This is a genomic window from Thermococcus sp. 4557 (genome assembly GCF_000221185.1).
Lineage (GTDB): Archaea > Methanobacteriota_B > Thermococci > Thermococcales > Thermococcaceae > Thermococcus.
Genome location: NC_015865.1, coordinates 349,054 through 362,056, shown reverse-complemented (window position 1 = coordinate 362,056; position 13,003 = coordinate 349,054). Strand labels below are relative to the sequence as shown.

Below are 13,003 nucleotides of genomic sequence, written 5' to 3'. Positions count from 1 at the left end.
TCATAAAAACCTTTTGGGAGTGTCGTTGTCTAATCGCCAACGCCCCGCCAGCGGACGGAAAGAGTTATAAACCGTTTCCCTCGTTATCGTTACGAGCTTTGATTATTTGGAGGTGCGTGAAAATGGCGGAAAGACCACTCGACGTTATCCACAAGTCCCTCGACAAGGATGTCCTCGTGCTCCTCAAGAGGGGTTCGGAGTTCAGGGGCAGGCTCATCGGTTACGACATCCACCTGAACGTCGTCCTTGCGGACGCCGCCCTCATCCAGGAGGGTGAGGAAGTTAAGAGGTACGGTAAAATCGTCATCAGGGGAGACAACGTTCTCGCCATCTCCCCGGTTGAGCTTGAGTGAAGTCGTGGCTTAGCGAGGTGATACCATGGGAGCGGGAACCGAACCAAAGGGCAGGAGGAACCACACTCCAACTCACATCAGATGCAGGCGCTGCGGAAGGCGCGCCTTCAACGTCCAGAAGGGCTACTGCGCCGCTTGCGGCTTCGGCAGGAGCAGGCGCATGAGGAAGTACAGCTGGTCCCACAAGTGGAAGAAGAAGAGGAACCTCGCCTACTGAACCTCCTTTTATTTTCTCCACTTTAGCAGTCACATGGTTTTTTGCGACATGTGTTCCGGGCAGGTCACCGCAATCCTTATTAACTTCAACGTTAGCTTTACCGTTTAGAGGGACGTCTTAATGTTGCGCTTCAACGAGAACCAGCGCCGTCTCTGGAAGCTGGCGTGGCCGGCGATAATGGGCAACATCTCCCAGACGCTTCTCAACCTAGTGGACATGATGATGGTCGGTCAGCTGGGTGCTTTAGCTCTGGCCGCCGTCGGCCTCGGTGGTCAGGTGAGCTGGTTCATGATGCCCATCATGGCGGCGGTCGCAACTGGAACCCTCGCGCTGGTGGCGAGGTTCGTTGGGGCGAAGGACGAGGAGAGCGCCGTTCTTGCACTGGAGCAGAGCCTCTATCTGGCGTTTCTCCTGGGAATCCCCGTCATGCTCTTCGGGTGGGTCTTCGGCGACGATATCCTGAGGATAATGGGGGCAAAACCCGACGTCGTTGCCCTGGGCTACAGGTACATTAAGGTGCTCTTCGCTTTCTATCCGATTCGATTCGCAGGCTTTACAGCCTTCTCGGCCCTCAGAGGCGCCGGGGACACGAAGACACCCATGAAGCTCGGCATCCTTATGAACGTGGTAAACGCGGTTCTCGATTACCTCCTCATATTCGGAAAGCTAGGTTTTCCCGAGCTTGGTCCCGTGGGTGCCGCATGGGCGTCGGGCATAGGAATCACCACCTCGTTCCTCATCGGACTCTATCTCCTCTGGAGCGGGAGGCTCGTGCTGAGGTTCCGGCCGAGCTGGAGCTTCCACCCGGACATGGCGGGAAGGATACTCCGTATAGGAATCCCCACCATGGTCGAGCGCGGGATATTCAGCTTTTACAACTTCATATACATGAGCATAGTCACGCGCTTTGGGACCGTGGCCCTTGCCTCCCATCAGGTTGGCCTCCGCGTGGAGAGCATAGCCTACATGCCTGCCTTCGGCTTTAACGTCGCCACATCCGCCCTCGTGGGCCAGAGCCTCGGTGAGGGAAAACCCGAGAAGGCCGAGAGGACCGTCTACGAGGCCCTCAAGATGGTCGGCGCGTTTATGGCGGTGATGGCATTCATCCTTATCGTCTTCCCGCGCTACCTCGTCATGCCCTTCATAAGCCCGAGCGACCCGAACTACGGTGAGGTCATGAGGCTGGCGAGCATATACCTCATAATAGTCGGAATAAGCGAGATCCCCCTCGGCTGGCTCTTCGTTCTCGGCGGTGCACTTAGGGGGGCGGGAGACACCAAGACGCCGATGTACATCACCGCCGTCAGCAAGCTCCTCTTCCGCATAGTGCCCGCGTACATCCTTGGATTCGGCTTTACAATCGGTCCAATACACTTTGAGGGACTGGGCGTCATAGCCGCGTGGATAGCGATGAGCCTCGAAACGTTCACAACCGCGGCCCTCTTCTGGTGGGCGTTCAAGAGGGGGAAGTGGAAATACGTGAAGGTGTAAAAACGGATCAAAGCGCCGAGACGTTGAAGAGAACCTCCATGAGCCGGCCGAAGAGATAGCTCAGGAATGCCGCACCCAGGCCGGTCGCCACCATCTCGGCGACCTTCTTTCTGATCGAGATTCCGGAGAGGAGCGATATCATGGTCGCCACTATCGCCAGGGCAGAGCCAGCCAGCAGTATCGAGAAGGGAAGGGCCGTCAGCGAGCTGGACGCGAGGAAGTACGGCGTGACAGGGAAGGCAACACCCAGGAGGTAAGCGAAACCCGTGTAGAGAGCCGCCCTTATCTCGTTCTCCTCCGCCTCCGGAAGGAGGAGCTGCATTATCGCATCGCTGTTGTCGGCGAGCTCCCTTGCCACGTCCCTTGCGACCTCCTCGGGCATTCCTCCCTCGACGAACTTCTCCACGAGCTCTTCGGCCGCCCTTTCCGGCGAAACTCTGAAGAGGACCTCCATCCTGTCGCGGATGGATTCCTTAATCTGCCTCTGGGAGCGGACCGAGACGAAGGTGCCTATGGCCATCGAGAGCGCACCGGCTACGCCGACTATGAGGCCGCTTATTCCAACAAGCTGCGGGCTGCTCGGGTACACCGCGGAGAGACCCGTGACGGCACCGAGGATTTCAACCAGCCCGTCGTTCATGCCCAGAACGAGGTCGCGGGTGTTCTCGACGTGGAAGCGCTCCTTGCTCTCGTAGAAGAACTTCTCGTGCTCAAGCTCGTCCAGTATGACGTCCTTTATCTCCCCCAGCTCGTCCTCGCTGAACCTGTCCGCGTAGGTCGTGAGGTATTTGAAGTACTTTTGTATCGCACTGTTCTCGCCCATCTCAAGGAGTGAAGCGACCGAGCCCGGTCCAAGGAGTCTCCTGAGGAGCTTGACGCTGAATATCGTGAGCCTCCTAACCGAAGGCTTTGGAACCTCTCCCCCATGCCGCTTTATGAAGTCGTGCCAGAACTTGGCGTGTTTTGACTCTATATTCGAGAGCCGCAGAAATTCCTTCCTTATCTCCTCGTCTTTTTCAATCTTTGCGAGCTGGGCGTAGAGAACCGAGTCGGCGTACTCGTCCTTGTAGAAGCCCCTCGCCAGCTCCAGCATCTCGTCCATCCCCTCACCCCCTGGAAAGAACGGCGGCCGAGGTTAAATGGATGTCGGTCATCGGAGGCTCCTCAGCGCCTCCAGCACCTCCTCGAAGGGCGCGTCCGTCTTAATGGCCATTGGGGAGAAATGTGTTCTCGTTGCAGAGTAACCTTTCCCGTGGAGGGCCTCGATAATATCCGCGAGCTTCCCGACCTGGAGGTTGTTTCTTCTGGCCAGAGCGTGGGTGTCGTAGTGGAACGGGATGTCCAGCTCCCCGCTGAGGAGTTCTAAGAAGGGCAGCGTCTTCTTGTGGGCGAGGGGGTGCTCCCAGGCCAGCTTCAGCACCTCGTCAACGAACTCCTGGCTCTTCAGCGGACCTAGCCAGAGGGGGCCGTATGCGCCGGGTCTTTTGGGCAGGAAGGAGTTCTCGTACCCGAATCTGCCGTTTTCATCCTGCCACAGGTAGCCGAGCCGTTCAATGCTCCCGTCGGCCTTCCTCGCGCCGCTCTTGAGCCTCAGAAAGGCCCTAAAGTAGTGGTCGCGGTAGTACGCCAGGAGAACCTCGACGCCGAGGTCGTATTTGGCCGCGTACCTGACAACGGTTCCGATGAGAATCCTCAAACCCGCCTCGTGGCAGAGCTCGCCCCTTATCGGCTCCGCCAGGTATTTCCTGCGGCAGGCGTGCCGGTAGGCGCCGCATAGGACACCGGTGTCGGTGGCGGTGACCGCTAAAATTCCCTTTCTCCTGACGCTCCTCAGTGCCGTATCGAGGAACTCAACCGGCGAGCCGAAGGGGTCGAGGTCGAGGAAGTCAAAGTACCGGAACTTCTCGGCCATGAGTCTGTTGGCGTCGTCGAGGTTGGCTATAACCTTCTTCTCTCCCTCGAATGAGAACCTCTTCTCGCCTATCCTCTCCCCATTGACGCCGAGGTTCAGCCGGACGTTTTCCAGGATCAGGTTGAAGGCATCTTCGCTTATGTCGTTGAGCCAGACCTCCTCGACGGGGGTTTCGAGGGCGTAGCGGATGCCCCGGATTCCTGTTGCAGAGAGTGCATCGAGAACGGTCCTCGGTTTGAGCACTCCAACGGCCAGGACGCTTATATCCCGGTTTAATGCCATTACCGGGTTGTAGAAGACGGGGGCGTCGTATATTCTCTCCGCCTTCGGTACAAGGATTCTTGCAAGACCCTCGCGCACCTCAACGAACTCCATCCTCTCACCGGAGAAAGAAAAGGTTGGGAGGTTTAAAGGGTTGCGCTCAAAGGATTTCGACGTAGTCACCGACCGCCTGTCCCGGCAGGCCTGGCTTGAAGTAGGCCTTGACCTCGCCCCTGTTGCCGTGTGGTTTGAGAATCTTGCCAAACATCTTCCTGCCGGTCGGCGTCCTCCAGACGACCTTCCTGCCTATGAGCCTTGAAGCCGCGTTCCTGTCGTCGATGCCGAGGGGCTTCAGAATCATGTGGTGGTTGTCCTGGTGCTCCTTGGTCCCGGCGTAGGCAAGGACGAGAGCCTTTCCCCTGGCCATCGTCCCCACCTCCACCGGAGGGGGTTCGCCCGGCGGTATTTTTAAGTTTTATCCCCTCCGACGAAGGCTGAGAGCCCATTGTCTATCTCCAGGATTTCCCGGAGGGACTTGATCTTGAGGAAGTTCTGCCTCTCGAAGAGCAGTGCAACGTCGCTCTTGTATGGGGAAGCCTTCTGAACGAGAAGCGTGTTCTCATCCAGTATGTAAGTGAACCTGCTCGGGCTGTCGTCCACCCAGACGAAGGGCTCGTCAGGGTAAAGCTCCCTCAGGTTCTCGAACTTCTTCAGCATGTCCTTGGTGCCCCTGAAGGTTATTACCTCATCGAACTCGTCGTACCAGTTCGTCTTCTTCATGAAGATGACCTTTCCGCCGGGGTAGGTGTGCTCGCCGGAGAAGCTGATGACGTAGCGCCCGCGCTTTCTCAGCGTTCGGATGACGTTCCGGGAGTGGGGGAAGTCCTTGATGTATCTGGGCATGAGCTTGTAGTACTCGTGTATGGTCCCCTGTGCCACCAGCTCGTGTATAACACCGAGGTACTGGTAGGTCAGCTTCCCCTTGATGAAAAGGGCGAGGGCCTTGTAGTAGTCCTCGTACAGGTCGCTCTCAATGACCGCGGGGACTGTCTTTTCGATGGCTATGCGGAGGGCCTTCTCAACCGCGCCCGTGCTGTCCACGAGGGTCCCGTCGAAGTCAAATAGATAAACCGCCATACACCTAGTACTCCCTCAGGATTATAACTTTTTCTTGAAACGGGGAACTTCGATTTTCGCCGTTGGTCTGCCGAAAGGGTTTTATTGCACTGGCGATTACAAATGCCCGGTGATTAAAAGATGAGGATTGACAGGCTTAAGAAGTTCATATCCGAAAACGAGCTCGATGGGGTTCTGATTACCGCGAAAGAGAACCTCTTCTACTTCACCGGCAGCTCCCCGGTTCTCGGCGGCTACCTCGTCGTCACACCTGACGATGCCGTTTTCATTGTTCCCGAGCTCGAGTACGAGGAAGCTAAAGAAACCTCCAGAGTCCCCGTCGAGAAGTTCAAGACAGGAAAGGAGCTTTACGAGAGGCTTTCCTCCTTCAAGCTGAAGAAGCTCGGCATAGAGGGCAGAACGAGCTTCTCGACCATCCAGACGCTTAAGGAGAAGGTGGGCGCCGCGGATTTCGTCCCGGTCGATGACGTGGTGAAGGAGCTCCGCATAATCAAGACCCCCGAGGAGATTGAGGTCATAAAGGCCGCCTGCAGGATAGCGGACATGGCCATGATGGCGGCGCTTGAGGAGATAAGCGAGGGCAAGCGCGAGAGGGAGATAGCGGCGAAGATGGAGTACGTCATGAAGATGAACGGTGCCGAGAAGCCGGCCTTCGACACGATAATAGCCAGCGGCTGGCGCGCCGCCCTGCCGCACGGTCTGGCCAGCGACAAGAGGATAGAGAAGGGAGACCTGGTTGTCATTGACGAAGGAGCGCTTTACAGGCACTACCACTCGGACATGACGCGTACCATAGTCGTCGGTTCACCCAACGCGAAGCAGAAAGAGATATACGAAATCGTCCTCGAGGCCCAGAGGAAAGGCGTCGAGGCGGCCAGGCCAGGTATGACGGCCAAAGAGCTCGACACCCTCGTCAGGGACGTCATCAAAGAGTACGGCTACGGCGACCACTTCATACACTCAACCGGCCACGGCGTCGGCCTCGAGATACACGAGTGGCCTCGCGTGAGCCAGTTCGATGAGACGGAACTCAAACCGGGAATGGTCATAACCATCGAGCCCGGAATATACCTGCCCAAGTTCGGCGGCGTCCGCATCGAGGACACCATCCTCATCACGGAGAACGGCGCCGAGAGGCTCACCAAGACCGAGAGGGAGCTGATTTAGGCCCCTCCTAACAACTTTTTAAAGGCCATCGGCTAACTTTTCTCGGGGGTGAGAGAGTGCAGATAATCCACCAGGACGTCAAGGAGGGCAAGATAAAGGTCAAGGCAGAGACGCTCGACGACCTCTGGCACCTGTACCACATCATCGACCCGGGCGATGTTGTTTACGCCAAAACCCTCAGGAAGCAGAGCCAGCGCGCCGATTCCCTCAGGGCGGAGAAGGTTGAGGTGATTCCCGTCTTTCTCGGCGTTAAGGCGGAGAAGATAAACTTCCACAAGTTCGCCAACCAGGTCCGCGTTACCGGCCCGATCGTCTACGCCAGCAGGGACGACGTCCCCATCGGTAAGTACCATACGATAGCCATCGAAGAAGGAACCGTGGTGACCATTCAGAAGCCCCGCTGGAAGGAGCACCACATCGAGCGCCTCAAGGAGGCCGTCGAGGCTTCCAAGAGGGCAAGGGTCATGATAGTCGTCATAGACGACGGCGAGGCCGACATGGCGATAATCAGGGAGTACGGCGTTGAGATACTCAAGGGGATACGCTACAACCTCGGCGGGAAGAGGTACAACACCAACCGCGAGAGCGAGGAGAAGAAGTTCTTCCACGACGTGGCGAAGAGCATGGAGGAGATAATAAACCGCGAGGGCATAGAGAGGGCGATAGTTGCCGGCCCCGGCTTCGTCAAGGAGGACTTCTACAAGTTCCTGCGCGAGAACTACGGGGAGCTGGCAAAGAAGGTTGCCATAGAGGACACGAGCGTGACCGGAAGGACTGGCATCTACGAGGTCATCAAACGCGGAACGGTCGACAAGGTCTACCACGAGAACCGCGTTGCTAAAGAGGTTCAGCTCGTCGAGAAAGTGCTTGAGAACATCGCGAGGAACAACGGCCTGGCCGCTTACGGTCTTAAAGAGGTCGAGGAGGCCGTGAACTACGGGGCTGTCGAGACGCTCCTGGTTCTCGACGAGCTCCTGAAGGGGGAGCACAGGGAGAAGATAGAGGAGCTCATGGACGCGGTTCGCTACTCCCGCGGCGAGGTGGTCGTGGTAAGCTCGGAGCACGAGGGAGGCGACAAGCTGAAGGCCCTCGGAGGCCTGGCGGCGCTGCTGAGGTTCAGGGTGAAGTGAGTTTGGACTGCACAAATGCGAGGACGAGCTCGGCCAGTTTTATTGCGTTCTCTGCCTCCTCTTTATCCGGCTCATGGATGGTTGGATACCTCGCCTCCACGGCGTAGGCGGTTAGAAGATCCACATCGTCATCAAAGAGTTTTAAGAATTCGGAATCCACATCGGCACATAGGAGTATGAGTTCGCCAACGTCGTGGGTTCGTTTGATAGGTTTTCCCTTCGATACCAAAAACGCTTTTAAAGCCTTTTCGGCGCACTGCTGAGCGTGGAACGTCGCATAGTCATAGAAATCGAGAGAAAGGCTGTTTTTGGCCAGCACAAGGTCTTTTTCAGCCTTCTCGAGCCATTCCCTGTAGCTCAAATCTTCACACCCTCCCTGAGAGCGTAGTAGTAAACAAAACCCGTATCGTCCTTGACCTTTTCGAGCTCATCCTCGGAGATAAAGAGAATATCCACCTTGATTCCTTTTAACAGGAGCTCCCTGTGTATCTTCTTGTATGCCTCCAGCTCCACCTTCCTCTCTAATGGTCTGGACAGAATCACCAAAACGTCCCAATCACTGTCGGCCCTAAAATCGCCCCTTGCTCGGGAACCGAAGAGGATTATATCATCTACCCCAAGACCAAGCTCCCGCAATACCCTGAGAATCACATCCCGGATAATCTCTCGGCTCATGGTTGGTAATGCGCTCTCCTGGTATTTATCGTTTGTTGTACAGCTCCACGTAGGGGTCGCTCTTAAACGTTGGGAACTCCCTTTCTTCCCCGTTTTCGATTAGGATGCGCTTCTTATCGGCGGTGAACTCGCCGAGTTCAAATGCAATAATTCCATTTTTGTTTAATTCTGTAATCAAGGAACCGACGTTCCCTGGGGGAACTATCGCTATCACCGTGCCGGTGGACGAAACGCCCCACGGATCAAGGCCGTAGAAGTCGAGGACCTTCCCCACGAGGGGGTCTAGGTAGAGCTTCTCGGCGTGAATCGTGAAGCCGACCCCGGAGTTGTCGGCTATCTCGTGGAGGGCAGTTAAACCGCCCTCGGTGGCATCGTGCATGCCCCGAACAAAGGGTCTGGCCGCGAGGGCATCGGGAACAGCGGTTTCGAAGCGGTAGAGTCCCCTGAGGAGCTGAATTTCCCGGAAAGAGAGGAGCTTTCTGAGCTCGTCCTCCCGGAAGTACGCCGCGGAGACCGCGAACTCAAGACCGACCTTGCCGGTCACGACTATTCTGTCGCCGGGCTTTGCGAGTGGAAGCCTCAGCAGGTCTTTCTTCACAAGACCCATCGCGGTGGTCGTTGAGGTGGGCTCGGCTACGCTCGGATAAACGCCAGTGTGGCCCCCGATTATCGCGCTCCCGTACTTCCGGCACTCCGCGTTCAAGTCGCGCATCGTCTTTTCGAGAAAACCCTTCTCGCTTCCAGGGGGGAGGAGGATATCAACCACCAGCCACCTCGGCCTCGCCCCGAAAACCGCCACGTCGCTGGCCGCGAAGTGATACGAGAAGAATCCGAAGGTTTCCCCGGGAACGCCGAGGGTTGGGTCGGTGGCGACCACGAGGTAGTGGTCGCGGTCGTATTCGAGGACCGCAGAGTCAAAGCCCTCCCTGGGCCCGTATACCACCTTCATGTCCTCCACACCCAGGTTTGGGAATACAGCATCGTGCAGGACGTCGTTTCGTATCTTCCCCAGCGGAAGCCTCATTTTTCCTTCCCCCCAAACATCGAGGTAACCCTCTCCACCTCCCGGAGGGTCCCCTCGTCGCAGTCCCAGCACATTATCTCGAAGCTCGGCACCCGGACGCTCACGCGGACCTTCCTCGCCCGGGCGATTTTGCTCACCTCGTAGTTCACCCTGAAGGCCAGATCCATGAGCTCCTTAGTGACGACCTCCTCACGGTCGATGTACTGGAGCGGACAGCCCTCCCTCCACTGCCGCCGCCGCGCGTGCTCGTACATGCGGTAGGGTCTTATCCCTGCCTCGTCCGCGAGTGCCTCAACCTCCTCTGCGGTGTACTTTATGAGGGGCCTGAAAAAGGGCACTCCCACCTTCGGGAGCCCGCAGAGCCTTATGTCCCCCTCGCACTGGTCGAGCAGGGCGCCTATTATCTTGTCGTTGGCGTTGTCTCCCTTGGCAAGGACGTCAAAGCCGTTGTTGAGGGCGAACCATTTGGCGTTCCAGAGCATGACCTTCTTGCAGTTGATGCATATCGGCCCCTTTCTTCCTGCCGCCTCGCGGAGAAGGCCGTCGGTGATATCAACGATGTAGTGCTCAACTCCGAGTTTTTTGGTGAATCCCATCGCCCAGTTGAGCGTTTCCCTCCAGCTCCAGCGGTGGAAGAAGGTCAGCGCGGAGACCTCAAGACCCACCTCCTTGAGGATGTGAAGGGTCAGTGAACTGTCCTTTCCGCCAGAGAACATGACGAGTATGCGTTTTTCATACAGCCCGTGTTCCTCGGAGAATCTCGCCGTCTCCTCAACAACGCTCTCGATGTCTCTCATGGGGTGAGGTAAAAAAGGAGGCTTAAAAAGCTAAGCCTCAGACGTTGACCTTCCCCATCCACTCCTCGGCCAGGTTGCCGACGATGGGGAACTTGTAGCGTTCGCCCTGGTAGGCTTTCACCATGCCGAGAATCCAGAGGACGAAGCCTATAATTCCCAGAAGCCAGGCGAGGATGCCCCCAATGTATGGTATCACGCTGAAGATTATCTGGAGCACCCAGATGCCTATAAAGGTTATCGTCGACTGCATCGCGTGGAAACGGACGAAATCGCTCTCCTTCTCGAGTAGCAGGAAGATTATCCCTGTCAGGGCACCAAGAAGATAGGCAAGCAACCCCTCGATGTTCTCATCCATGCCAAGGGACGTCTTCTTGGGTTCTTCAGGCGGAGTCTCCTCCATGATAACACACCTCCGAAATTCAACTCCTTATATTCTCCTCAATCCCTTAAATACCTTTCCGAAGTTTTAAATTCAGTATCCTCCTGGAACACCTTTCCGGAGCGTCTCAGAACCCGTGGATTTCTGATTTCGAACTCTCTGATTTTGTTAGGCCCACCAAAGCTTTTTAAGGCCATCGAGGGATTTGAATATCGAATTAGGAAAGCCTAACGGTGATGCTCATGATTGTACCTTTAAACGCACTCAGACCCGGGGACAGGGGGATCGTGGTGAACATCCTCGGCGGCCCCACCGCAAGGCAGCGGCTTGTGGGCATGGGCCTCACCCCCGGAGCTACGGTTCAAATAATCGAGTCCCACCAGTACGGCCCGATAATCATCTCAGTCGGCGGCGTGCGCTTCGCCATCGGCAGGGGAATGGCAGCGAAGGTCATGATACGAAAACTGTGAGGTGGCCCTCATGATGAAGGTCATTGCACTGGCAGGAAACCCCAACGTCGGAAAAACGACCATATTCAACGCGCTGACCGGGCTGAGGCAGCACGTCGGCAACTGGCCCGGCGTCACGGTCGAGAAGAAGGAGGGAATCCTGGAGTACAAGGGGCAGAAGTTTCTCGTGGTTGACCTCCCGGGCACGTACTCCCTCACGGCTCACTCCGTCGACGAACTCGTCGCGAGGGACTTCCTCCTGAAGGGGAGCGCCGATGTGGTCGTGAACGTCATCGACGCAACTGCCCTCATGCGAAACCTCTTCCTCACCATGGAGATACTCGAGATGGGCCTCAACAACGTCATCATAGCCCTCAACAAGATAGACCTGGCCGAGAAGCACGGCATCGAGATAAACGTGAAGAGGATGGAGGAGGTTCTCGGCGTTCCGGTCGTGGCGATGAGCGCAAAGGATGGCGCCGGCATCGACGAGCTGAAGGATAAGATACACCAGATGGCCAACGGGATGCTGAAGGAGAGGCCAGTTATTCCCCAGTACGACCCGGAGGTCGAGAGGGAGATAGAGCACATAACCGCGGTTCTCGAGGGCACCGAGCTGGGGGAGGAGTACAACCTCCGCTGGCTCGCGATAAAGCTCCTTCAGCGCGACGATGGGGTCATAAAGCTCATCCTCCGGCACCTCGGGAGTGAGAAGCTCGACGAGATTATGGGCCACATAGCGGAGGTTGAAGAGCGCTACAAGCGCGCGATGGACCTTATAATCGCCAGCCAGAAGTACGAGTTCATCGACAGGCTCATGCACCGCTTTGTGAGGTACACGAAGGTGGAGGGCGAGAGCTTCAGCGACCAGCTCGACAGGTTCCTCACCCACCCCGTCTATGGCCTCCTCGTGCTCTTCGGCGTCTTCTACCTCATGTTCAAATTCGTGTTTGCCGTCGGGCTGCCCCTCCAGGGATACCTCGACGAGGCTTTCACGGCTTTCGGGGAATGGCTCGCGCCACATGTAGCAAACGAGGCTCTGAGAGGCCTCCTGGTCGATGGAATCATAGCGGGCGTTGGCTCTGTGCTCAGCTTCTTCCCGCTCGTCTTCCTGCTGTTCCTGGCACTCTCCGTCTTGGAGGACGTTGGATACATGGCCAGGGCGGCCGTGGTCATGGAGCGCATAATGCGGAAGTTCGGCCTGCCGGGCAAGAGCTTCATTCCGCTGGTGCTCGCCTTCGGATGCAACGTCCCCGCCGTGATGGCCACCAGAACGCTCGATGACGAGAGGGACAGACTGCTGACCATGCTCGTCAACCCGCTGATACCCTGTAGTGCCAGGCTGAGCGTCATAAGCTTCCTGGCGGGGGCTTTCTTCGCCGGCCACCAGGCGCTCGTCGCGGTGAGCATCTACGCCACGGCGGTGCTGCTTGCCCTCCTCGTGGCCTGGCTCCTGAGCAGGTTTGTTATCAGGGGCGAGGAGAGCCCGTTCATCATCGAGCTGCCGGAGTACCTCATCCCGTCGTGGAAGACGGTGACGCTCCACTCGTGGGAGAGGAGCAAGGAGTTCATAAAGAAGGCGGGAACCATAATCCTGCTCGGCTCGATGGCCATCTGGTACCTCAGCAGCTATCCAGTGCAGATGGGCACAGGGGGAAGCTACGCGGAGAGGCTTGGCATGTTTTTCGAGCCGTACATGCGTCTCATGGGCCTCGACTGGAAGGCGGCGGTTAGCCTGCTGTTCGGGATAATCGCCAAGGAGAACGTCATATCAACCTACGGAATAATCTACGGAAGCGAGGAGGCCATAGTGGGGGCAATGACGCCGCTCCAAGCCTACGTGCTCGGCATGGTCACCACCCTCTACGTCCCATGCATAGCCACGATAGGTGCAGTTAGGGCCGAGGGCAGCTGGAAATGGGCCGCCTTCACTGTGGTTTACATGATTGCCCTCGCGTCGCTCGTTGGAATCCTGATATGGAACGTGGGGACGGCGCTGGGCTACTGAGGT

General features: G+C 57.1%; 16 protein-coding genes. 7 read left to right on the top strand and 9 right to left on the bottom strand.

Features of this window, described 5'->3' with window-relative positions; translation table 11 throughout:
- Nucleotides 1-122: 122 nt before the first annotated feature.
- From GQS_RS01720 to GQS_RS01710, 3 genes are all read left to right on the top strand, one after another.
- Nucleotides 123-353, top strand: a complete 231-nt coding sequence (locus tag GQS_RS01720) for an LSm family protein (RefSeq protein ID WP_014011940.1) — start codon at nucleotides 123-125, stop codon at nucleotides 351-353.
- A 25-nt stretch (nucleotides 354-378) separates the two neighbouring features.
- Nucleotides 379-570 (top strand): 50S ribosomal protein L37e, encoded by a 192-nt coding sequence (locus GQS_RS01715; RefSeq protein ID WP_014011939.1) that lies wholly within the window; start codon nucleotides 379-381, stop codon nucleotides 568-570.
- Between the two features lie 120 nt (nucleotides 571-690).
- The gene (locus GQS_RS01710) at nucleotides 691-2,061 is read left to right on the top strand and encodes an MATE family efflux transporter (protein ID WP_014011938.1); all 1,371 of its coding nucleotides are present in this window, start codon (nucleotides 691-693) and stop codon (nucleotides 2,059-2,061) included.
- 7 nt (nucleotides 2,062-2,068) lie between these two features.
- Here GQS_RS01710 and GQS_RS01705 read toward each other — a convergent pair whose 3' ends face one another.
- From GQS_RS01705 to GQS_RS01690, 4 genes are read right to left on the bottom strand one after another with little or no spacing between them, the layout of a single operon-like run.
- Complete coding sequence (locus GQS_RS01705) at nucleotides 2,069-3,163, bottom strand: VIT1/CCC1 transporter family protein (protein ID WP_014011937.1); 1,095 nt, start codon at nucleotides 3,161-3,163, stop codon at nucleotides 2,069-2,071.
- Nucleotides 3,164-3,211: 48 nt separating this feature from the next.
- The gene (locus tag GQS_RS01700) at nucleotides 3,212-4,348 is read right to left on the bottom strand and encodes a tRNA (guanine(10)-N(2))-dimethyltransferase (RefSeq protein WP_014011936.1); all 1,137 of its coding nucleotides are present in this window, start codon (nucleotides 4,346-4,348) and stop codon (nucleotides 3,212-3,214) included.
- Between the two features lie 46 nt (nucleotides 4,349-4,394).
- Entirely contained in the window at nucleotides 4,395-4,661 is a 267-nt protein-coding gene (locus tag GQS_RS01695; RefSeq protein ID WP_014011935.1) for a 50S ribosomal protein L35ae, read from the bottom strand.
- Between the two features lie 41 nt (nucleotides 4,662-4,702).
- Nucleotides 4,703-5,371 carry an HAD family hydrolase gene (locus GQS_RS01690; RefSeq protein WP_014011934.1) on the bottom strand — a complete coding sequence of 223 codons (669 nt, stop codon included), beginning with the start codon at nucleotides 5,369-5,371 and terminating at the stop codon, nucleotides 4,703-4,705.
- Between the two features lie 120 nt (nucleotides 5,372-5,491).
- Between GQS_RS01690 and pepQ the strand changes: the two genes are divergently transcribed.
- Together pepQ and GQS_RS01680 are read left to right on the top strand one after the other, a co-directional pair.
- A complete protein-coding gene (gene pepQ, locus GQS_RS01685; RefSeq protein ID WP_014011933.1) occupies nucleotides 5,492-6,538 on the top strand; it encodes a Xaa-Pro dipeptidase PepQ in 1,047 nt (348 codons plus the stop codon).
- Between the two features lie 56 nt (nucleotides 6,539-6,594).
- On the top strand, nucleotides 6,595-7,668 hold the full coding sequence (locus tag GQS_RS01680; RefSeq protein WP_014011932.1) for an mRNA surveillance protein pelota: 1,074 nt from the start codon (nucleotides 6,595-6,597) through the stop codon (nucleotides 7,666-7,668).
- On the opposite strand, the gene GQS_RS01675 is transcribed toward GQS_RS01680, so the two are convergent.
- From GQS_RS01675 to GQS_RS01655, 5 genes are read right to left on the bottom strand one after another with little or no spacing between them, the layout of a single operon-like run.
- A complete protein-coding gene (locus tag GQS_RS01675; protein ID WP_014011931.1) occupies nucleotides 7,655-8,029 on the bottom strand; it encodes a HEPN domain-containing protein in 375 nt (124 codons plus the stop codon). The genes GQS_RS01680 and GQS_RS01675 overlap by 14 nt on opposite strands.
- Nucleotides 8,026-8,343, bottom strand: coding sequence for a nucleotidyltransferase domain-containing protein (locus GQS_RS01670; protein ID WP_014011930.1), 318 nt, complete (start codon nucleotides 8,341-8,343; stop codon nucleotides 8,026-8,028). The genes GQS_RS01675 and GQS_RS01670 overlap by 4 nt, the downstream gene beginning before the upstream one ends.
- A gap of 25 nt (nucleotides 8,344-8,368) precedes the next feature.
- A complete protein-coding gene (locus GQS_RS01665; RefSeq protein WP_014011929.1) occupies nucleotides 8,369-9,367 on the bottom strand; it encodes an AIR synthase family protein in 999 nt (332 codons plus the stop codon).
- Nucleotides 9,364-10,164: a 7-cyano-7-deazaguanine synthase gene (locus tag GQS_RS01660; RefSeq protein WP_014011928.1), complete on the bottom strand. Its 801-nt coding sequence runs from the start codon at nucleotides 10,162-10,164 to the stop codon at nucleotides 9,364-9,366. Before GQS_RS01660 ends, GQS_RS01665 begins: the two co-directional genes overlap by 4 nt.
- A gap of 37 nt (nucleotides 10,165-10,201) precedes the next feature.
- Nucleotides 10,202-10,564: a DUF4870 domain-containing protein gene (locus tag GQS_RS01655; protein ID WP_014011927.1), complete on the bottom strand. Its 363-nt coding sequence runs from the start codon at nucleotides 10,562-10,564 to the stop codon at nucleotides 10,202-10,204.
- Nucleotides 10,565-10,785: 221 nt separating this feature from the next.
- Here GQS_RS01655 and GQS_RS01650 point away from each other — a divergent pair, with 221 nt between their 5' ends.
- Nucleotides 10,786-11,013 (top strand): FeoA family protein, encoded by a 228-nt coding sequence (locus tag GQS_RS01650; RefSeq protein WP_014011926.1) that lies wholly within the window; start codon nucleotides 10,786-10,788, stop codon nucleotides 11,011-11,013.
- A gap of 10 nt (nucleotides 11,014-11,023) precedes the next feature.
- A complete protein-coding gene (feoB, locus tag GQS_RS01645; protein ID WP_014011925.1) occupies nucleotides 11,024-13,000 on the top strand; it encodes a ferrous iron transport protein B in 1,977 nt (658 codons plus the stop codon).
- Nucleotides 13,001-13,003 lie beyond the last annotated feature (3 nt).